The organism is Pseudomonas sp. TS_SC_3, from assembly GCF_056156225.1.
The window spans coordinates 3,158,332-3,179,855 of sequence record NZ_CM149586.1 but is presented as its reverse complement, the minus strand read 5'-3'; the positions used below and the strand labels follow the sequence as shown (position 1 = coordinate 3,179,855).

The window sequence follows — 21,524 nt, the reverse complement described above, 5'->3', positions numbered from 1 at the left end:
TGGTTGTCTGCTTTCGCGTTTAAAGCTAATACCCTGCCGGTGACGTTAGCGGCATGCAGTTTTTTGTGTATAAACGCCAACAGTAAGGCGCGGCAATATATTAAGGTGGTTTTCTACTTAATATGGTTAATAGTTTGGTGTGTAAGTGTTGATGATTTTTATCCGAGGGGGGTTTAAATTTGGCGCCATTTATACGGCGCTTTCTTATGCATAAATTTGCACTATTGATGATTATTGTGAATAATCCTACAGCTTTTTATCGTACTCTATTATAGCTGGATGCTTTTTAGGGTCTGTCTAAGAGTTAGTTTAATCAATCAGTTCTGTATATGTCTTTCAATAACTTTAGAAAATACTTGCTGCTTCAGCTTGTTGGTGTGTGGGCTGTCTACTTAGGTGGTCTTTCCTCGGCATCTGCGTCTGCCGTTGTGCCGCAGAGTGTCGCATTCTGGTATGCAGTTAACCCCCCGTTTAGTGAGCTTGCGCAGTTCGATTGGGTCGTGCTCGAGCCGGTGCATGTTCGGAAACAAGATGTCAAGTTCCTAAAGGCTCAGGGCAATCAGCCGTTCGCTTATTTGTCTGTAGGGGAATTTGACGGTGACTTGGCCGTATTAGGTAAGGGGGCGGTGGCGCCGGCAGAAAAAAATATACGCAACCACGCTTGGAATAGTCAGGTGATGCGTTTGACTTCCCCGGTGTGGCGGGCGCATTTGCTAAAGCGAGCGGCTGAGCTTCGTACTGCAGGATATTCAGGTCTGTTCCTCGATACCCTCGATAGTTTTCAGTTGCTACCTGAGGATGAAAGAGAGGCTCAGCGCATTGCTCTGCGAGATTTTCTCGTTGAGTTGCACCGCCGCGAACCCAGCTTGAGGCTTTTTTTCAATCGGGGCTTTGAGGTGTTGCCCGAGTTGCCGGGTGTTGCTGCTGCTGTGGCGGTTGAGTCAATTCATGCCGGCTGGGATGCTTCAAGACGTTCATACCGCGTCGTGCCTCAGGGTGATCGTGATTGGCTTGAATTGCACCTGCAGCCATTGCGCGCGCAGGGTATTACGCTCGTTGCGATAGATTATTTGCCGCCAGAGCGTCGCGATGAGGCTCGCGAGCTGGCGCTGAGGCTGCAGTCTGAGGGCTTTATTCCTTATGTCACTGTGCCTGACCTGAATTACCTGGGGGTTAGCTCGATCGAGGTGCAGCCTCGTCGAATTGCGTTGATCTTTGACCCCCGTGAAGGGCCCATGCAGCAGAACACGGGCCACATTTCTCTGGGTGGGTTGCTCGAGTACCTGGGTTATCGGGTTGACTATCTGTCTGCGGATGCATTGCCGGTCGAACCGATGAGTGGGTTATATGCAGGCGTTATCACCTGGATGACCAGTGGTTCGCCCGCCAATGCCCAGGCATTTAATCGGTGGCTTGTTGCGCGCATGGACGAGCATATTCCCCTGGCGATTTTTGCGGGTGTGCCGACTGAAAACGATGGCGTGCTCAGGCGCCTAGGGCTGCGCTTCATGTCCGCGCCCTTGAGCGGAGCGGCGGAAGTGGTCGAGCACGATGCTACGTTGTTGGGTAGCTTCGAGGCGCCGCTGGTTGCGCGCAGCCGTGATTTGCCTGCGTTGACTGTGCTTGATGGGGATACTCAGCCAGTGCTGGCGCTTAAGGGGCGCGAGCCGGGTGTTTATACGCCAGTGGCGATCGGGGCGTGGGGCGGGATTGCACTGTCACCTTATGTGTTCGAAGAGGCGCAGGGGCAACGCCGTTGGATTCTCGACCCCTTTGCCTTCTTGCAGCGTGCATTGCAATTGCAGGTCATGCCCAGGCCCGATGCCACCACTGAGAATGGTCGCCGCATCGCCACTGTGCACATCGATGGTGATGGGTTCGTCTCTCGCGCCGAGATCACCGGTACGCCTTATTCCGGCGTTGCCGTCCTCAAGGAGTTCATCCGGCCCAATCCCTTTTTGACTTCTGTCTCGGTGATTGAGGGCGAGGTCGGGCCGCGGGGGAAGTACCCTCACCTTGCTCGTGAACTTGAGCCGGTTGCCCGGGAGATCCTGGCTGACGACAAAGTAGAAGTGGCCACACACACCTTCAGCCATCCTTTTTTCTGGCAACCTGAGTTGGCCGCAAAGCGTGGGGGCTTCAACCCGGAATATGGCTACATGATGGCGATTCCGGGGTATGACAAGCTGGATTTCACGCGTGAAATTGTCGGGTCTCGGGACTACATCAATCAGCGCCTCACCACGGCTAAAAAACCAGTGAAAATGGTGTTCTGGTCGGGTGATGCCATGCCGGATGCTGCCACCATCAAGCTGGCTTACGACAGCGGCTTGGCCAACGTCAATGGCGGCAATACGGCATTGACCAATGCCTACCCGTCGCTCACAGGCATCTACCCGCTGATTCGACCGACTGCGGGGGGGCTTCACTACTACGCGCCGGTGATTAACGAGAACGTCTACACCAACTTGTGGACAGGTCCTTATTACGGTTTCCGCGGGGTGATGGAAACCTTCGCGCTGACCGATAAACCACGCAGACTGCGCGGGCTTCACCTGTACTACCACTTCTACTCAGGCACTAAACAAGCCTCCATCAAGGTGATGCACGATATCTACCGTGACATGCAGGATCAGCAGCCCATCTCGCTGTGGATGAGCGATTATATTCCACGCATGCATGGTCTCTATCAAGCCAGCTTGGCTAAGCGCAGTGATGGGAGTTGGCAAATCCGCGCGATGGACGGGTTGCGTACCCTGCGACTTGACCCGGAAATGGGCTGGCCTGATCTGCGTCGTTCTCAGGGCATTGCTGGCGTGCGTGATCTGCCTCAAGGCCGCTATGTTCATTTAAGCCGCGACCAGGCTGTGCTGGTATTGCGTGACCAGCGCGATCTGCGTCCAGCGCTCGAGCAAGCCAGCCTGCCATTGCAGGCGTGGAATTATTTGGATGATCAACGCGTGCGCCTGTCGTTTAAGGGCAACCTGCCGTTGAGCTTCAGTGTCCGCGCCACTGGCAGTTGCAGCCTGGTAGTGGCGGGGAAAACCTACGCTGGGCTTCAGCGGCAGGGGTTATGGCATTTTGATGTTCCATTGAAGCAGGTGCTTGATGCTCAACTCACCTGCCGTTGAAACCAGGCGTTTGCTGAGCCCATGGACCCTGTTGCTGGTTGCTCTACTCGTCAGTGGGCTGCTGGTGCTGGTCTACAAAGGCGAGGATGCATTTCTGCCAGACGGCAAGCAGCCTGATGCCGTATCGATCAACTATTCGGAGCTCCTGCTTGAGGCGCACCCTCAAGATCAGGCGCTGCGCCTCAGCCTGATTGAGCAATTAATTGCCTTGGGTGATTACCCACGCGCAAGAAGCCATCTGCTCAAACTCAGCCCTGCAGGTGTAGATAGCCTCCCTTTTTACCAAGCTGAGCTTGATGCTTTGCAGGCATTGGCCGATCCGCGAGGTATTGAACCTTCCCTCAAGAAACAGCTGATTGAAAGCTTTGCTGCGCTCGATCGTTCGGTGTTGTCCGATGCTCAACGATTGCGTATAGCGAAATATGCCTTAGCGTTGGGTGCGCCGGCGCTGGCGGCGCCAGTTTATGCTGAATTGGCAGCACGTGACCCCGCGCGTCATGTGGAATGGCTCGGTGAGGCCGCGAAATGGTACCTCGCCAGTGGTAACGCTCAGTTAGCCGCTGATTTGTACTTGGAGTTGATGGCGTCCGCAGCCACCCCAGATGCGCGTATGGACTTTCTTGAGCAGGCTTTCTATAGCCTGTTGTCCGCTGAGCGCGGCGAGCGTGCGGTGGAGTTGCTCAGTCAGCACATGCTTGAGCTGGACGGAACAGACACTGTTCTGTTGGAGGCAGCGGTGAGGGCCTCCGTCGGCAGTCATCGTTATGATTTGGCCGAATTGTTCGTGGAGCGCTGGCGTTCCCAGCGTCCTGACGACCCTGAGGCGTTAGCCGTGGAAATGCGGCTGCACCTGGCCGCCGGTGACCTTGAGCGTGCGTGGTCGACCGGGCAGGTGTTGCTCCACGATAGACCTGATGATCTTGAACTGTTGTCGCAAATGGCCAAGCTGGCGGAGTGGACCGCACGACCACAGGACGCGCTGCGTTATTGGGTGATGGCCTTGCAGCTCAAAGATGATGCCTCCATGCGTGAGCATGCCTGGCGCCTGGCTGCCCAGCTGTTTGACTTTGATCAAGCAATTCCCTTGTTGGCACAGTTGGCGCAACAGCGCCGGCTAACCGATGAAGAGCTGGATGCATTGGTTTACAGCCATCAATCGCGGGGTACACCTGAGCAGGGTGAAGCCTGGTTGCGCAGCTATGTGCGGCAGTACCCCGAGCAGAAGATCGCCTGGGTGCGTCTGCAGCAGATTCTCGAGCATACCTTGCAATATGAGCAGGAGTCCCGCTTGTGGGCCGAGATAGATAAACGCTTCGGTTTGACCATCGAGCAGCGGGTACGGTGGGCGGAAGTGGATTGGGCGCGGTTTGATGCGCCTGCGGCCTGGGCTGTGCTGGATGCTATCGATAATACTCAGGTGGAAAGCAGCGATTACTGGTTTCTGCGCGGTAACCTCGCCTGGGAGCTTGAGCGCGACGATGATGTGCGCGCTGCATACGAGCGGCTCTTGGCGCTGGATGGAACGCTGGGCAGTAATGCCGAAGAGCGTCTGATCCATATTTATACCCAGCAAGCCCCCGAAAAGGCCTTGGCTCTGCTGATTCAGAGTTGGCAGCGTAATGCGGATCCAAGACGGTTGAGCAGTGCGCTGAGCCTGGCGGAACAATTGGGGGAGTGGCAGCAACTGCAGGCGCTGGTCGACCAAGCCAGCCGCTCGCCTAGTGGTGCGCGGCAAGCCTCGGTGTTGAGCGCGCGCGGCGTGCTCGCCAGCCGGAGCGGGCGAATGGATGAGGCCGAGCGTATTTATCGCCTGGGGTTGAGCCTATACCCGGATCAGAACGTATTTCGTCAGCGCTTGCTTTGGCTGTTTATTGATCAGGGTCGCCGAGATGAGCTGCCGGTTTTGCTGCAACAATGGCGGGCTTTAGCTGCCAATGACGGTGAACTGTGGCTGCCATTCGCCAGTGCCAATATGCTGTTAAACCGCACGGGGCCGGCACTGGGCTGGTTCAGAATGTACCTAAAGTTGCGCCCTGGTGACTGGTTGGTTCAGTCCGCCTATGCCGACGCCCTTGAAGGTGCGGGCTATGCGGACAAGGCCTTGCGCCTACGCACGTTTCTACTGTCGCGCATTAAGCCTGGGCAATTGGCAGGCAATCCTGAACGTTACAGCATGTACTTGCGCCTGTTAGGCGGTACGCAGTCTATGCGCAGTGCCGAGCGCCAGGCGCTGATGTGGCAGGACGGCTCGTTGCCAATGTTGCAAGTCTGGTTCACTCAGTTTCTCACTCAACTTGATGCCAGCAATCAGGCAGCGTTGAAAGATCAATGGCTTGCCTGGGCGCGCAGTCAAGGGCTGAGCATCAGTCGCTATGAGCAACTGCAAGAAGCGCTGCGTGCGCAGAACCGCCAACAGCTTGAGCATCTGCTTGCGGAGGGTGGGCTTGACCCCTCTCAGCGTGTCGAGGCGCTTACTCGCTTGGGTCGCAATGGTGCGGCACTAGGTGAAGGCTTGGCCAGTCTGTCGGACGAACAGGTCTCCGGTGTGCGCCAGCAGTTGCTGCGTCAGACTGTGGAACTGCACGAGCGCATGCCGCAGGGAATGCAGCTTGGCTGGATGCAGCGTGACTTTGGTGGTATTGACCTGTACGGCCCGTCTCTGCAAATAGCCCGGCACGTAGGCAACGACTGGTATGCCGACGTGAGGCTCAGCCAGGCGCAATATGACGGTGAGACGCTCGACAGTGATGTGCTGGGTCGCGAGAGAAATGCCAAGTTGATGTTGCAGCGTGAACTGAGCGATGGCGCTTTTGCCCTGACTTTTGACGGCAGTTTACGCACTGATGAGGATCGCCTGGGGTTTGGCGTTTTGCGTTCGTGGCAAGTGTCCTCCCGTGATGAACTGCAGCTAGGGCTGGACTGGCATCGGGAAACTGATCAGGGTGGACTGATGCGGGCATTGGGCATGCGTGATGGCCTGAACGTCAGTGGACGGCACAGCTTCTCAGCACGTGATCAACTCAACTGGTCGCTGGGGCATCAGCGGTTTGCGACGCGTCAGGGCGATGCGATTGGTAATGGTGAAGAGTTCAACCTCGAACTCACGCATGCAGTGTTTTTTGAGGGGCCCGCCTGGTTACTGCGTAGCGGTGTGAACTACCAGAACAACCGTTTAGAAAGTGGTATTGATCCCGATCTTCTGAGCACACGGCAGGAGATTGACGAGCAAGGTGACATCATCAGTGTGCCCAATGGCGGGCCATTGAATATCGAAGGTGCCGTGGCGAGTGACCTGCTGCAGGAGCGATTCGGCCAGTTGTATGTCGGCAGCACTTGGCGGCGTGGTTTTCCCGGTGCGCTGAACCGTGGGCGCGCTCAGTACACCTGGCTGGTCGACGTACTCGCAGGTTGGCAGTGGACCGAGCAAGAGTTCAATTACGCAATCAATACCGGCTTGGGTGTGGAAGTGTTGGGTGATGACGAGCTGGCCGTGACCTTCGGTTACCAATCGGCACCGCGCAGTGGTGGTGGCGAGGCGGGTGGGACTTTTGGTTTGACCTATAGCGCCCGTTTTGGGCGTTGATCAGAGATTTAACAGGAGAAATACACGATGTTATCCATTCGCTGCCTGGCCCTGATGGCCGTTGCACTTTTGGTCACGGGCTGTTCAAGCTTCACTCGAGAAGCGAGTGAATCGCTACCGCGTGACGCACAGTGGGGGCTGTTGCCGCTGATCAATTATTCCCAAGCACCGCAAGCGGGTGAGCGCAGCGAGCAGATTTTGCTCAGTGTGATGGCCGAGGAGGGATTGCGCCCACGGCTGTACCCCGTCGTTACGCAAGATGAAATGCCCCTGCTGGATGATCGTGAGCGCTTTAATCAGGCATTGGCGTGGGCGCGTCAGGAAAACCTTGATTACGTTGTCAGCGGCAGTGTTGATGAATGGCAATACAAAAGCGGCCTCGACGGTGAGCCAGCCGTGGGTATCAGCCTGCAGATCATCGAACCGAACAGTGGCCGTGTAGTGTGGAGCAGCAGTGGCGCTCGCGCCGGCTGGTCACGCGAAAGCCTGGCAGGGACTGCGCAAAAAGTGTTGCGTGAGCTTATTGGCGATTTGTCGCTCGAGTAATTGTTATGGACTCGGCGCACAAGGATTTCACGCTAGCCCCACGTGCCAGTTCGCACGTTTCGTGGCTGGAAACACTGATACTGACTGGGCTAGGACTGGGCCTAGGGTATTGGCTGTCACCTCATGATCCAATGCTGGTACACAACACTTTCCCGTGGTTGGTGTTGGCGCCCCTGTTGCTGGGCATGCGCTATGGCTTTATGCATGGCCTGATCAGTGCGGTGCTGCTGGTGTTGGTTTTGTTTGCCTACCGCGCGAGCGGTTATGTGGTGTATCAGGACATACCGGAGTCGTTCATCGTTGGCGTGCTGATTACCGGCATGCTGGTGGGGGAGTTTCGCGACATCTGGGAGCGTCGCCTGGAACGCCTGGACATGGCCAACGACTATCGGCAGCTGCGCTTGGATGCGTTTACGCGCACGCACTACATGTTACGGATCTCTCACGACCGCCTTGAGCAGCGTGTGGCAGGTAATGACCGCAGCTTGCGCAGCTCGCTGTTAGGCTTGCGCAACCAATTGCGTGCGTTACCCCGTGGTGACGATGCGTTGGCCGCGCTCGCTGAGTCGATCATGAACTTGCTGGCACAATATGGCTCGTTCCATGTGGCGGGGTTGTACCGTGTAGCTCCCAGTGGTCAGCTTGAATTGCAACCACTGAACAGCTTGGGGGCGGGCAAACCCATGCGGGCAGATGATTTGCTCGTCAAGCTTTGCCTGGAACGCGGTGAGTTGCTAAGTGTGCGGGAAGACCTGTTAGAGCGTGGTGAGAGTCGCGATCATTCCCAGTACCAAGCATGCATTCCCTTGGTCGACACCGAAGGTCGGATCCTGGCGCTGCTGGCTGTTGAGCAGATGCCGTTTTTCTCCTTCAACGACAGAACCTTGAGCCTTTTGGCGATTCTGGCAGGGCACATTGCCGACTTGTTGCTGAGTGATCCGCAGGCGCTTCAGCTCGAGGACAGTGATGCTCAGGTGTTCAGTCAGAACCTCAAACGTTGTTTACACGATGCCCAGCAGCATGGCCTTGATGCCTATTTGTTGGGTTTCACCGTGGGCCCGTCAGCGCACCGTAAGGAATTGTTGAACCTGCTCGAAAGCAGTCAGCGCGGACTGGACCTGCAGCTTAAGTCTGTTGATCAGTCGAATCCCTGCGTGTTGGTGTTGCTGCCACTGACATCGGCTGAAGGCTCCAAGGGTTACCTGCAGCGTCTGCACAGCATGCTCACTGAGCGTTTTGGACTGGGGCAGACGCTGGAAAGTCTCGGTGTACGCACCCACCACTATGACATCGGCGTCGGGCGTGAGCGCGAAGCATTGCGTCACTTCCTATTCAATGAGTGTGGGTTCGATGATAAGCAAGTGGCTGTTTAGCGGCGCCTTTGTATTTGAGTTAGGCAGTTGGGGGGCGTTGTTCCAAGAGATGCCTATCGGCGCGGCCGCGCTGCTGTTCGTTTCTGCCCATGGCATCAGCAGCGCGCTGCTGGCGTCTGGCGTCTGGTTGTTACTGCCAAATCGCTACAAATTTCCATTGCCGTGGAGCCCGCTGTTTATCTTCAGCCTGTCTTTTTTTGTCCCGGTCCTGGGCGCTATTGGGGTGGCCATCGCGGTCTTTCCGGCGCTGTACATGCCGCGCACGCAAAAAGAACAGGCCTGGGATGCGATTGGTGTCCCTGACCTGCCGTTTCGTCCGCAAGAGCGAAGCCGTGATTTGATGTTCCAGGACGGTGGTTTACAGGATGTACTGCGCCATGCACCCAGTGCGCAAAAGCGCGTGAGTGCCTTGTTTGCCACCCGGCGAATGCCCAGCAAGGACTCGATCCCCATTCTCAAGCTGGCGCTGCGCGACCCTGCGGATGATGTGCGATTACTGGCCTACTCGATGCTTGATCGGCAAGAAAGCGAGATCAATCACCGTATCCAAGTGTCACTGCAGCAACTGGCCGATGCGACCGGTGCTCACAAAGCCGCTGTGCATGCCACGCTGGCGCGCTGGTATTGGGAGTTGGTTTACCTGGGGCTGGCTCAGGGCAGTGTGTTGGAGCATGTGCTCAAGCAGGCGCGTGAGCATGTCAACAGTGCCCTGGCGCAAGGTGCGGGCGACGACAGTCATCTTTTGGCTGCACGGATCTCCATGGAAATGGGCGATCTTGAAGGGGCGGATCAGCATTTGCTGGACGCACAAGCAGCAGGCATTGATTTAGAAAAGCTGCTGCCGTTTATGGCTGAAATTGCGTTCTCCCGTGGCGATTACACCGCGATTGCGCAGCTGCTACGACAGCTCCCCGACGACATGCTGACGCGGCCACCTTTTGCGGCCCTGGCGAGATACTGGTTATGAAAACTCCTGCAGTTGAGGCACCTATTGCAGATATCTGCCTATTGCTGGAAGGGACTTGGCCGTATGTCCGTGGCGGGGTATCTAGCTGGGTCAACCAACTGATTCTCGGCCTGCCTGAGCTGACCTTTTCGGTGTTTTTTATTGGCGGTCAAAGCGGTGCGTATGGCAAACGCCAATACGCTATTCCGGCGAATGTCGTGCATATCGAGGAACACTTCCTCGAAAATGCCTGGAAGCCCGGAGATGGGGTCGTTGCCGCCAAGCGTGAGGGGCCGCGTCAGCTGATGCGCGACATGCACGTCTTTCTCCACCATCCAGACGAGCCCAGCCTGGAGCAAGGTCAGGCCATGCTGGAAAACCTCGCCAATGGCGCAATGAGTCTGGACGATGTGCTGCACAGCCGCGCTAATTGGGAGGCCATCACCGAAGGCTATGTGCGCCACTGCAGCGACCCTTCGTTTGTGAATTACTTCTGGACACTGCGAACCATGCAGGCGCCGCTGGTGATGCTGGCTGAGGCTGCGCGCAAGCTGCCGCGTGCGCGCATGTTGCACTCGATCTCAACGGGCTATGCGGGTCTGCTGGGCAGCATCCTGCAGCATCGCTGGAAGTGTTCCTACGTGATAAGTGAGCACGGCATTTACACCAAGGAACGTAAAATCGACCTGGCTCAGGCGAATTGGATTTCCGAAAGCCCGGATGAAATGCTGCGCACCGGCCTGGATGCCGAGGTCAACTATATCCGTCGGTTGTGGATCCGTTTTTTCGAGCGAATTGGTTTGCTGGCCTATCGGTCAGCCGATCCCATCATCGCGTTGTATGGCGGTAATCGCACTCAGCAGATTAATGATGGCGCTGATCCCGCTCGCACGCGGGTCATTCCTAATGGCATCTCGATGGAAGCCTGGAAAGACGCCATGCAACAGCGTCCTGAAGGCATTCCCAAGGTGGTTGGGCTGATTGGTCGGGTCGTGCCGATCAAGGACGTTAAAACCTTTATCCGTGCCATGCGGGGCGTGATCAGTGCCATTCCTGAGGCCGAAGCATGGGTCGTTGGGCCTGAAGAGGAGGACCCGGAATACGCGCAGGAATGCCACAACTTGGTCCTGAGCATGGGGTTGGAGGGTAAGGTCAAGTTCCTCGGCTTCCGCCGAATACACGAGTTGCTGCCTTCTCTGGGCATGATGGTGTTGACGTCCATCAGCGAAGCGCAGCCATTGGTTATCCTCGAAGCATGGGCCGCAGGTACACCGGTTGTGAGCAGCGACGTGGGCTCGTGCCGTGAACTGATCGAAGGTGCGCCGGGTGAGGATCGCGAGCTTGGTATCGCCGGCGAGGTGGTGGCCATCGCAGATCCGCAGGCAACCGCGCGTGCGATTGTCGAACTGCTCAATAACCCGCAGCGCTGGCATGCCGCCCAGGCGGTCGGGCTGGAACGCGTCAATCGGTTCTACACCGAAACCCTTATGCTAGAGCGCTATCGCACCCTGTACCGCGAAGCCATGGAGGCTGTTTGATATGGCGGGTATTGGTTTTGAGCTGCGCAAGATACTGTCACGTGATTCTTATTCGGCAACGCTGCGGGCATACCTCTATGCGGGTTTGATCAGTTCCGGACCCTGGGTGCTGTCGATCATCAGTGTCATGTTGATCGGGGTGATCAGCCTTGGGGTGGTTGTGCCGGACAATACCGTGCGGCAGTTCTTGGTCACGGTTACCTACCTGATGGCCAGTTCGCTGATTTATACCGGCGGCGCGCAGCTGTTTTTTACCCGCTTCATTTCTGACAGGCTGTTTGAGAAGAAGAACGACCGTATCCTGCCCAATCTGCTGGGCATCATGCTGATCGTCACGCTGTCCTCTGGTGTGCTGGCCAGCCTGGTCATGGGGTTTATGTTCGACGAGCCCTTCGCGTATCGCCTCTTGGTATTGGCCAACTTCGTAACGCTCTGCAACCTATGGTTGGTGATCATTTTTCTATCGGGGATGAAAGCCTATAACCGCATTCTGCTGGTTATGCTTGTTGGCTATTCATTGATGGTGTTGTGCGCTTTCTTTCTGCGCTTTTTGCACATGAATGGTCTGCTGCTGGCCTTGCTGATCGGTCATGGCAGCCTGCTGTTTATGTTTCTGTTCGATATCTTGCGTGAGTACCCAGCCAAGCAACTCGTTGCGTTCGACTTTCTCAAGCGTCGTCAGGTTTTTATCAGCCTGCTGGTCACGGGCTTTTGTTACAACCTGGGCATCTGGATCGATAAGTTCATCTTCTGGTTCAACCCGCAGACGTCCAGCGAGGTTATCGGCCCGCTGCGCGCCTCGATGCTCTACGACTTGCCTATCTTCCTGGCGTACCTGGCCATTATTCCGGGGATGGCGGTGTTTCTGGTGCGCATCGAAACCGATTTTGCCGAGTGGTATGAGCGGGTCTACTCGGCGATTCGCGGCGGGCAGACGCTGCAGCATATTGGCGTACTCAAAGAACAGATGATTCTGACCATCCGCCAAGGCTTGCTAGAAATCTGCAAGGTGCAAGGCTTCACCGTAGTCCTGCTGTTCCTCCTGGCGCCGGCAATGTTGGAGTGGCTGGGTATTTCAGCGTATTACCTGCAGCTGTTCTACGTTGACCTGATTGGGGTGAGTATTCAGGTGGTGTTTATGGCGTTGCTGAACGTGTTTTTCTACCTCGATAAGCGCGCCATTGTGCTGGAGCTTTGCGTGCTGTTTGTGGTGCTCAACGCTGCTCTCACACTGCTGAGCCAGTATATGGGCCCGACGTTCTATGGTTATGGTTTCACCCTGTCGTTGCTGGTGTGCGTATTGCTCGGTCTGATGCGTCTCTCCAGTTCGCTTGAAGACCTGGAATACGAGACGTTTATGCTAAGCCGCTAAGCCGCTAAGCCGCTAAGCCACTGCGGAATGCGCCGTTCCAGGTAATAACCCGGTTTACTCAGACTGCCTTCGACAAAACCGACATGGCCGCCGTGAGCGTGCAGTTCGAATTCGATGCTGGGTGACAGCTCGCTGGCTTCGGGCAGGCTGTGGGGGAAGACGAAGGGATCGTCGGCGGCCTGGATAATCAGCGTTGGTGTCTCGATCCGGCTGAGGAAGTAGCGACTGGAGGCGCGGCGGTAGTAGTCCTCGGCATCGGCGTAGCCATGCAGCGGCGCGGTGATACGGCCGTCGAAATCCCAGAAGGTACGCATATTGTCCAGCGAGCCGAGCTTCTCTAGGGTGGACAGGCGGTCGTTCATGCCCTGGTGGGCGAACAGGCGCTGTTTGTCTTTCACGTAGGCCACCATCTCGCGCATAAAGTGGCTCTGGTAGACCCTGGAAAAACCCATGCCGATGCGGTCGGCGCACTGGTCCAGGCGAAACGGCACCGACACCGCCGCTGCGCCCTGCAGTTGGCTGTCGGCCCCGGTTTCACCGAGATACTTGAGCAGCACATTGCCGCCCAGGGAGTAACCCACGGCATAGATTGGCGCCATCGGCCGCTGGGCACGCAGGTGGCGTAGGGTTTCCGCCAAATCTTCGCTGGCGCCGGAGTGGTAACCACGGGCCAGCAGGTTCGGCTCGCCGGAGCAGCCGCGCCAGTTCAGCGCCACGCTGGCCCAGCCCTGGGCCGCCAGTTGCTGCTGCAGCCCCAGCACGTAAAGTGAGTCGGATGAGCCGGTCAGACCATGTAGCACCAACACCAGCGGTGCGTCGGCCTGGTGTGGGCCGTGCCAGTCCAGATCAAGAAAGTCACCATCGTCCAGCCACAGTCGCTCGCGGGTACGCGTCAGTTTCGCCGGCTGGCGGCACATCGGGTTCCACAGGGTTTGTAGATGGGGGCCGGGTAGCCACCAGGCGGGTTTGAAGGGCGTGGTCATGGACTGGTATCGCTAGGGAAAGCGCCCAGGCTAGGGCCTTGGGCGGTGAAACGGAAGCGCTATGACTGGGGCGAATAACAGAACCTGACTTAAGGTAGGCTTGTTCTGCTTCCTGGTGGGTTGTGCCACATCCCGCTGGGGATTAAACCCTGCTGATCTGCTCCTGCTCACCTACCCTGCAAAAGCCCTACGTGGCTGTACGCTGCCACAGCGCGTAAAACACCTGCCCCGCCTTCTGCTCGCGGTGCAGGCGCCAGTTGCCGGGCATGCCGAGGCTGGAAGGTGAGTTCTCGCTTTCGGTGTAGACCCAGGCGTCGGCCGCCAGCCAGCCGTTCTGCTCCAGCAGGGTGCAGGCGGGCAGCAGCAGGTTCTGGTTGAACGGCGGGTCGAGAAACACCAGATCGAACGGCGTGGCTGCCGGGTTCTGCAGGTAGAGCAGGGCGTCGGTTTGCTGCAGCTGGCCGTTGTCGCAGTTCAGCGTGTGCAGGTGGCCGCGCAGGCTGGCGATGGCAGCTGGGTTGAGGTCCAGGGCCAGGGCGCTGCCGGCGCCGCGTGACAGCGCTTCAAGAAACAGCGCACCGCTGCCGGCAAACAGGTCGAGCACCTTGGCGCCCTCGACATAGGGTGCCAGCCAATTGAACAACGTCTCGCGCACACGGTTCGGCGTCGGCCGCAGCCCGGCGGCCATGGGGAAGTTGAACTGACGCGAGCGCCATTGCCCGCCGATGATCCTCAGTTGGCCATCGCCGCTATGGGCAGGGTTAGCTTTCGGCGGTTTAGGTCGCTTGCTCATCAGTGCTCCGGGACGCCAGAAGGTTGTTCGGTGGGGCGGTCGGTGGGCGGTGGCAGTTCTTTCTGCGTCACGCTCGGGCCGGCGGTGACGATCACCAGGGCGTCCGGGTTGAGGTGCTTGGCCATGGCGGCTTTGACCTGTTCCACGCTCAGCACGTCGACGTCGCGCATAAAGTCTTCCAGGTAGCTCAGCGGCAGGTCATAGAAACCCATGGAGCCCAGCTGGCCGACAATGGCGGCGTTGCTCGCGGTGGACAGCGGGAAGCTGCCGGCCAGTTCACGCTTGGCGTTATTCAGCTCTTCTGCAGTCGGACCGTTGTTGATGAAGTCGGCCAGCATGCTTTTGACCAGTTGCAGGGTGCCGTCGCTGAGTTCGGCGCGGGTCTGCAGGTTGATCATAAAGGGGCCGCGCGCCTGCATGGCGCTGAAGCCGGAGTAGACGCCATAGGTCAGGCCGCGCTTCTCGCGTACTTCGGTCATCAGGCGGGTGCCGAAACCACCGCCGCCGAATACCTGGTTGCCCAGGTAGAGCGCGGCGTAGTCCGGGTCGCGGCGGTCGATGCCGAGCTGGGCAATCATCAGGTGGGTCTGATTCGAGGGGAACTCGATATGTTGCAGGCCCGGCTTGGGCTCTTCCGGCTGGGCGATACGCGGCAGCGCCGGGCCTTTCGGCAGGGTGGCGGATACCTGGCTGGCCAGGGCTTCGGCATCACTGCGCGAGAGGTCGCCGACCAGCGCGATAATCGCGTTATTGGCGGTGTAGGCCTTGGCGTGGAAAGCCTGCAGTTGCTCACGGCTGATGGTCGGGATCGACTCGGCATTGCCGTCGCTCGGGTGCGCGTAGGGATGGGTGCCGTACAGGCGCTCGAACAGCGCCAGGCTGGCCAGCTTGCCGGGGTTCTGCTTCTGGTATTCGAAGCCTGCCAAGAGCTGGTTCTTGATCCGCGCCAGGGCGTCTTCCGGGAAGGTCGGCTGGCCGATCACCTGATTGAACAGTTGTATGGCCGGCTCGCGTTTGTCCGCGGCACTGAGGCTGCGCAGGCTGGCGATGGCCATGTCGCGGAACGCGCCGTTGCCGAAGTTGGCGCCGAGGCTTTCGAAGCCGGCGGCAATAGCGCCGACATCTTTGCCCGGTACGCCTTCGTTGAGCATGGCGTTGGTCAGCATGGCCAGGCCGGCGACGCTGTCGTCATGGCTGCTGCCGGCGGCAAAGGTCAGTTGCAGGTCGAACATCGGCAGCTCGCGGGCTTCGACGAACAGTACCTTGGCGCCTTCGGCGGTCTGCCAGGTCTGGATATTCAGGTCGCGGCGGCTGGGAGGCTGATCGCCCAGGGCGGCCAGGGATTCTATGTGGGTTGATTCGGCGGTCGGAGCTGGGGTTGGGCTGCTATCCGGGCGGTTGATCACCAGGGCCAGCAGCGCCAGCAATATCAGTAGCGCCAGGCCGAGTAGGCCGTAGCGCAGGCCATTGCGCTCACTCATTGCGCTTCTCCTCAGGTAGAACATGGGCGACGCTCAGGCGGTCGCGGCTAAAGAAGGTGCTGGCGGCGTGCTGGATATCGGCCGGTGTCACGGCCTCCAGTTCGGCCAGTTCCTGATCGATCAGCGTCCACGACAAGCCGACGGTTTCCAGTTGGCCGATGGCGGTGGCCTGGCTGGTGATCGAGTCACGCTCGTAGACCAGACCGGCGATCACTTGTGCACGTACGCGGGCCAGCTCTTCGGCGCTCGGTGGGGAGTTTTTCAAGTCTTCCAGCTCGCGCCACAGGCCGGCTTCGACCTGCTCCAGGGTCTTGCCGGTCTGCACGTTTGGTGTGGCGGAGAGGATGAACAGGCTGTCGCCACGGGCGAAACCGTCGTACCAGGCCGATGCGCCGGATACCAGCTCCTCGCCACGTTCCAGGCGCGTAGGCAGGCGGGCGCTGTAGCCACCATCGAGCAGGGCGGCGGCCAGACGCAGGGCATGCACCTGGCGCGGCTGTTCGGCGGTGGCCAGGCCAGGCACGTTAAAGCCCATCATCAGGCTCGGCAGCTGGGTTTTCAGGTGCAGGGTGATGCGTCGTTCGCCGGGGGTGGCCAGCTCACGCGGGATTTTGGCGGCCGGCACGGTGCGCTTGGGAATGGCGCCGAAATAACGTTCGGCGAGGATCTTCACCTCGGCGACGCTGACGTCACCGACCACCACCAGGGTGGCGTTGTTTGGCGCGTACCAGGCTTCGTACCAGGCGCGCAGCTCCTCGACGGTCATGCGCTCAAGGTCGGCCATCCAGCCGATGGTGGGTGTGTGGTAACCGCTGGCGGGGTAGGCCATGGCCTTGAAGCGCTCATAGGCTAGGCTCGACGGTTTGTCGTCGGTGCGCAGGCGGCGCTCTTCCTTGATCACCTCGATTTCCTTGGCGAACTCATCGGCCGGCAGCTTGAGGCTGGCCAGACGGTCGGCTTCCAGCTCCAGGGCGATGGCCAGGCGGTCGCGGGCCAGCACCTGGTAGTAGGCGGTGTAATCGTCGCTGGTGAAGGCGTTTTCCTCTGCGCCCAGTTCACGCAGGATGCGTGAGGCTTCGCCGGGCCCGAGCTTGCGGCTGCCCTTGAACATCATGTGTTCGAGGGCGTGGGACAGGCCGGTCTGGCCGGGCGTCTCGTAGCTGGAGCCAACTTTGTACCAGAGCTGGGAGACCACCACCGGCGCGCGATGGTCTTCGCGCACGATGACCTTGAGGCCGTTGTCCAGGCTGAATTCGTGGGTGGGTTGCGGCGCAGCGGCAAACGCCAGCAGCGGTGTACAGAGCACGCCCAGTAATAAAGCGGCAGTGCGTTGGGCAATTGTTGACATAGATTCTCGACCTGTCGGACGGGCCCGCGTGGTCTTAGCGTCGGCGGGCGCGGAGGTGCTAGGATACGCATCCGTTTTACTGACGACCACGCTTACTACGGCATCTGAATGTTACTGCGTGCACTCTTCAGCTTTTAATGCTGCGTGAGTAATGCCTTCAGAGCCCTGTGCTGCGCGCGTCGCGCCTTTGAGATAGCCGTCCTCCATGTTTGGTTCCAACGACGACAAGAAGAACCCCGCCCCTTCTGCGCCGGCCGCTGCCGACAAAACTACGCAGAAGAAAGACCTGTTCGGCTGGCTGCGCAAGAAGCCGCAAGCGCCGGTCAGCCCTGAGCCGCAACCTGAGTCTGTCAGCGAACAACCTGCGGTCCCGGTTGCGCCGGAGGTTGCTGCCCCTGCACCGATTGAGCCCGTCCGTGCGGCTGCAGAGGCTGTGGTAAAACCGCTGGACACCCCTGTGCTTGAGTCGCAGCCTGCTCCGGTTGCTCCGGTTGCTCCGGTTGCTCCGGTTGCTCCGGTTGCTCCGGTTGCTCCGGTTGCTCCGGTTGCTCCGGTTGAGCAGGTGGTTTCTGCCGTCGCGGCGCTGCCTGAGGCTGGCGAAGCAAGTCCACTGCCGCGCCCCTCAAGGTTTCGCATCAATGCCGGCAGTGAAGTGCTGCATGTGCATGTTGAACAGCCGGTGGTGGTTGAACCGGTCATTGAGCCGCCAGCTCCCGCGCCAGTGGTTGAGCCCGTCAAGGTCGAGCCGGCCGCCAAAAGCACCGAAGAAAACCGTGCCGGTTTTCTTGAGCGCCTCAAGCAAGGTCTGTCGAAAACCAGCGCCAGCCTGGGTGAGGGCATGGCCAGTCTGTTCCTCGGTAAGAAGGTCATCGACGATGACCTGCTTGAAGACCTGGAAACCCGCCTGCTGACCGCTGACGTTGGCGTTGAAGCGACCACGGCGATTATTGGCAACCTCACCAAGCGTGTGGCGCGCAAGGAATTGGCTGACAGCGGCGCGCTGTACAAGGCCCTGCAGGACGAACTGACCGCGCTGCTCAAACCAGTCGAGCAGCCGCTGAAGATCGACAGCAGCAAGCAGCCCTATGTGATTCTGGTCGTCGGCGTAAACGGCGCGGGCAAGACCACCACCATTGGCAAACTGGCAAAAAAACTGCAGCAGGACGGCAAGAAGGTCATGTTGGCCGCCGGTGACACCTTCCGCGCGGCAGCGGTTGAGCAGCTGCAAGTGTGGGGCGAGCGCAACCAGATTGCGGTGATTGCTCAACACACCGGAGCTGACTCTGCTTCGGTGATCTTCGATGCGGTACAAGCGGCGAAGTCGCGCGGCATGGACGTGCTGATCGCCGACACCGCCGGGCGTCTGCACACCAAAGACAATCTGATGGAAGAGCTGAAGAAGGTTCGCCGGGTGATTGGCAAGCTGGACGACACCGCGCCGCACGAAGTGCTGCTGGTGCTGGATGCCGGCACCGGGCAAAACGCGATCAATCAGGCCAAGCAGTTCCACCAGACGGTGAACCTCACCGGTTTGGCCCTGACTAAGCTGGACGGCACCGCCAAGGGTGGGGTGATTTTCGCCCTGGCCAAGCAGTTCGCCCTACCGATTCGCTATATCGGCGTCGGTGAGGGCATTGACGATCTGCGTACTTTCGAGGCCGAAGCCTTCGTTCAGGCACTGTTCGCGGAGAAATAGCATGATCAAATTCGAGCAGGTCGGTAAGCGCTACCCCAACGGCCACGTCGGGCTGCACGAGCTGAGTTTCCACGTGCGTCGGGGCGAGTTTCTCTTCGTCACTGGCCATTCTGGCGCGGGCAAGAGCACCTTGCTGCGCCTGCTGTTGGCGATGGAGCGGCCGAGCAGCGGCAAATTGCTGCTGGCCGGGCAGGACATGTCGCAGATCACCAACGCGCAGATCCCCTTTCTGCGCCGGCAAATCGGCGTGGTGTTCCAGAATCACCAACTGCTGTTCGACCGCAGCGTGTTTGATAACGTCGCGCTGCCACTGCAAATTCTAGGTTTGTCCAAAGATGAGATCGGCAGTCGCGTGCGCACCGCACTGGAGCGCGTATCGCTGGCCGACAAGGCCGAACAGTTCCCTGGCGATCTGTCTACCGGTCAGCAGCAGCGTGTCGGTATCGCCCGCGCCGTGGTGCACCGTCCGGCGCTGCTGTTGGCGGACGAACCCACCGGTAACCTTGACCCGCGTCTGGCCGCTGAAATCATGGGCGTGTTTGAAGACATCAACAGCTTGGGCACTACGGTGCTCATCGCCAGTCACGACTTGGCGCTGATCGCGCGTATGCGTCACCGCATGCTGACCCTGCAGCGTGGTCGCCTGATCGGCGATGGGGAGGCGGCATGAGCGCAACCCGTATGCCACCTCCGCAGCCTGCGCAACGTGTTGGCGCGGCCGCGAAAAAAACCGAAACACCGATCCCCGATGACAGCCCGAGCTTTTCTCACCAGCTGCATGCCTGGCTGGAAAGCCACCGCGCCAGCCTGGTCGATAGCCTGCACCGCTTAGCCAAACAGCCGATTGGCAGCTTCTTTACCTGCCTGGTGATGGCCGTGGCCCTGAGCTTGCCCATGGGGTTGGCGCTGCTGCTCGATAACGTCGAGCGTCTGGGCGTGTCCTGGCAGCGTGCTGCGCAGATTTCCCTGTTCCTGCAAATCGACGCTACGGAGGGGCAGGGCCAGGCGCTGCGTGAGCAAATCGCCGCAATGGATGATGTGGCCGAAGCCGAGTGGATCAGCCGTGAACAGGCGCTGGCGGAGTTCCAGCAGCAATCGGGCCTGGGCGAGGCGCTGAAAGAGCTGCCGAATAATCCGCTGCCTGGGGTGATTGTGGTCACGCCGCAGGAGGTCGATAAAGTCACCCTGGAGGCCCTGCGTGTGCGCCTGGCCGAGCTGCCGCGCGTGCAGCAGGCGCAGCTTGATCTGCTCTGGGTCGAGCGCCTGAGCGCCATGCTCAAGCTGGGCGAGCGCTTTGTCTTTGGTTTGACCCTGCTGCTGGTGATGGCGTTGCTGCTGGTGATTGGCAACACCATCCGTTTGCATATCGAGAACCGCCGCACCGAGATCGAAGTGATTAAGCTGGTCGGCGGTACGGACAGCTATGTGCGTCGGCCCTTTCTGTATATGGGCACGCTCTACGGGTTGGGCGCCGGCCTGCTGGCGTGGCTGCTGTTGGCCTACGGCCTTGGCTGGCTGAATGACGCTGTGGTGCGCCTGGCCGGTTTGTATGGCAGCGACTTCGCCCTGGCGGGTGTGCCGGTAGCCGATGGTCTATCCCTGCTGCTGGGTGCCGTGCTGTTGGGCTATATTGGTGCCTGGCTGGCAGTCGCAAGGCACTTGAACGAACTCGCACCAAGGTAGTAAGTTATTGTTTTGCTTGATATTGACTATGTGTAAGGGAACTTGTAAGAACCCCCTAAGTCGTATTGAGCAGTGCTAGACTGCAACACGATTTCGTAAGTCGGAGGATCCAAATGTCCACTTCTTTGCAACCTGTTCATGCTCTAGTTCCGGGTGCCAACCTAGAGGCCTACGTGCATGCGGTAAACGGCATCCCGCTGTTGACCCCTGAGCAGGAGCGTGAGCTGGCGGAAAATCTCTTCTACAAGCAAGACCTCGAAGCCGCCCGGCAAATGGTGCTGGCTCACCTGCGCTTTGTGGTGCATATCGCCCGCAGCTACTCCGGCTATGGCCTGGCCCAGGCCGATCTGATTCAGGAAGGCAACGTCGGCCTGATGAAAGCGGTCAAGCGCTTCAACCCGGAAATGGGCGTGCGCCTGGTGTCTTTCGCGGTGCACTGGATTCGTGCCGAGATCCACGAGTTCATCCTAAAAAACTGGCGCATCGTCAAAGTCGCCACCACCAAGGCGCAGCGCAAGCTGTTCTTCAACCTGCGCAGCCAGAAGAAGCGTCTGGCCTGGTTGAATAACGACGAAGTGCATGCCGTGGCTGCAAGCCTCGGTGTCGAACCGCGTGAAGTGCGCGAGATGGAAAGCCGCCTGACCGGCCATGACATGGCCTTCGACCCGGCTGCCGAAGCCGACGACGAAAGCGCTTTCCAGTCGCCCGCGCATTATCTGGAAGACCACCGTTACGACCCGGCGCGTCAGCTGGAAGATTCCGACTGGACCGACAGCTCTGCGGCCAATCTGCACGAAGCGTTGGAAGGCCTGGACGAGCGCAGCCGTGACATTCTTTACCAGCGCTGGCTGGCCGAAGAGAAAGCCACGCTGCATGATCTGGCAGCCAAGTACAACGTATCGGCTGAGCGCATCCGTCAGCTGGAAAAGAACGCGATGAACAAGCTCAAAGGCTCGATTGCGGCCTAAATCGCGCTACTGTCAAAAGCCGCACCCAGGTGCGGCTTTTTTATGGCCTGCCATCCCTGGCGGTCACCCTTCGGGCCGTCGCT

The 21,524-nt window shown here is 59.0% G+C and carries 15 protein-coding genes; 11 read left to right on the top strand and 4 right to left on the bottom strand.

Annotated elements, in window-relative coordinates; genetic code table 11:
- Positions 1 to 329: 329 nt before the first annotated feature.
- Genes AC0J6G_RS15025 through pelG form a run of 7 tightly spaced genes read left to right on the top strand, consistent with a single transcriptional unit; the run spans position 330 to position 12,489 of the window.
- Positions 330 to 3,131, top strand: a complete 2,802-nt coding sequence (locus AC0J6G_RS15025; protein WP_475249020.1) for a bifunctional glycoside hydrolase/polysaccharide deacetylase family protein — start codon at positions 330 to 332, stop codon at positions 3,129 to 3,131.
- The gene (locus tag AC0J6G_RS15020; protein ID WP_475249018.1) at positions 3,109 to 6,714 is read left to right on the top strand and encodes a tetratricopeptide repeat protein; all 3,606 of its coding nucleotides are present in this window, start codon (positions 3,109 to 3,111) and stop codon (positions 6,712 to 6,714) included. The genes AC0J6G_RS15025 and AC0J6G_RS15020 overlap by 23 nt, the downstream gene beginning before the upstream one ends.
- A 27-nt stretch (positions 6,715 to 6,741) precedes the next feature.
- Positions 6,742 to 7,260: a penicillin-binding protein activator LpoB gene (locus AC0J6G_RS15015; RefSeq protein WP_475249016.1), complete on the top strand. Its 519-nt coding sequence runs from the start codon at positions 6,742 to 6,744 to the stop codon at positions 7,258 to 7,260.
- 5 nt (positions 7,261 to 7,265) lie between these two features.
- Positions 7,266 to 8,633: a PelD GGDEF domain-containing protein gene (locus AC0J6G_RS15010; protein WP_475249014.1), complete on the top strand. Its 1,368-nt coding sequence runs from the start codon at positions 7,266 to 7,268 to the stop codon at positions 8,631 to 8,633.
- Positions 8,611 to 9,600, top strand: coding sequence for a HEAT repeat domain-containing protein (locus tag AC0J6G_RS15005; protein ID WP_475249012.1), 990 nt, complete (start codon positions 8,611 to 8,613; stop codon positions 9,598 to 9,600). Before AC0J6G_RS15010 ends, AC0J6G_RS15005 begins: the two co-directional genes overlap by 23 nt.
- Positions 9,597 to 11,117: a GT4 family glycosyltransferase PelF gene (gene pelF, locus AC0J6G_RS15000; RefSeq protein WP_475249011.1), complete on the top strand. Its 1,521-nt coding sequence runs from the start codon at positions 9,597 to 9,599 to the stop codon at positions 11,115 to 11,117. Before AC0J6G_RS15005 ends, pelF begins: the two co-directional genes overlap by 4 nt.
- Position 11,118: 1 nt before the next feature.
- Positions 11,119 to 12,489: an exopolysaccharide Pel transporter PelG gene (gene pelG, locus AC0J6G_RS14995; RefSeq protein WP_475249009.1), complete on the top strand. Its 1,371-nt coding sequence runs from the start codon at positions 11,119 to 11,121 to the stop codon at positions 12,487 to 12,489.
- Here pelG and AC0J6G_RS14990 read toward each other — a convergent pair.
- From AC0J6G_RS14990 to AC0J6G_RS14975, 4 genes are all read right to left on the bottom strand, one after another.
- On the bottom strand, positions 12,486 to 13,472 hold the full coding sequence (locus AC0J6G_RS14990; RefSeq protein ID WP_475249007.1) for a hydrolase: 987 nt from the start codon (positions 13,470 to 13,472) through the stop codon (positions 12,486 to 12,488). The genes pelG and AC0J6G_RS14990 overlap by 4 nt on opposite strands.
- A 187-nt stretch (positions 13,473 to 13,659) precedes the next feature.
- The gene (gene rsmD / locus AC0J6G_RS14985; RefSeq protein WP_475249005.1) at positions 13,660 to 14,265 is read right to left on the bottom strand and encodes a 16S rRNA (guanine(966)-N(2))-methyltransferase RsmD; all 606 of its coding nucleotides are present in this window, start codon (positions 14,263 to 14,265) and stop codon (positions 13,660 to 13,662) included.
- Positions 14,265 to 15,746, bottom strand: coding sequence for a M16 family metallopeptidase (locus AC0J6G_RS14980; RefSeq protein ID WP_475249003.1), 1,482 nt, complete (start codon positions 15,744 to 15,746; stop codon positions 14,265 to 14,267). The genes rsmD and AC0J6G_RS14980 overlap by 1 nt, the downstream gene beginning before the upstream one ends.
- Positions 15,739 to 17,094 (bottom strand): M16 family metallopeptidase, encoded by a 1,356-nt coding sequence (locus AC0J6G_RS14975; protein WP_475249001.1) that lies wholly within the window; start codon positions 17,092 to 17,094, stop codon positions 15,739 to 15,741. Before AC0J6G_RS14975 ends, AC0J6G_RS14980 begins: the two co-directional genes overlap by 8 nt.
- A 205-nt stretch (positions 17,095 to 17,299) precedes the next feature.
- Between AC0J6G_RS14975 and ftsY the strand changes: the two genes are divergently transcribed.
- From ftsY to rpoH, 4 genes are all read left to right on the top strand, one after another.
- Entirely contained in the window at positions 17,300 to 18,790 is a 1,491-nt protein-coding gene (ftsY, locus tag AC0J6G_RS14970) for a signal recognition particle-docking protein FtsY (protein ID WP_475248999.1), read from the top strand.
- 1 nt (position 18,791) lies between these two features.
- The gene (ftsE, locus tag AC0J6G_RS14965; protein WP_475248997.1) at positions 18,792 to 19,460 is read left to right on the top strand and encodes a cell division ATP-binding protein FtsE; all 669 of its coding nucleotides are present in this window, start codon (positions 18,792 to 18,794) and stop codon (positions 19,458 to 19,460) included.
- On the top strand, positions 19,457 to 20,473 hold the full coding sequence (gene ftsX / locus AC0J6G_RS14960) for a permease-like cell division protein FtsX (RefSeq protein ID WP_475248995.1): 1,017 nt from the start codon (positions 19,457 to 19,459) through the stop codon (positions 20,471 to 20,473). Before ftsE ends, ftsX begins: the two co-directional genes overlap by 4 nt.
- Positions 20,474 to 20,586: 113 nt before the next feature.
- Positions 20,587 to 21,441, top strand: a complete 855-nt coding sequence (gene rpoH, locus AC0J6G_RS14955; RefSeq protein WP_475248993.1) for an RNA polymerase sigma factor RpoH — start codon at positions 20,587 to 20,589, stop codon at positions 21,439 to 21,441.
- The last annotated feature ends 83 nt before the right edge of the window (positions 21,442 to 21,524 follow it).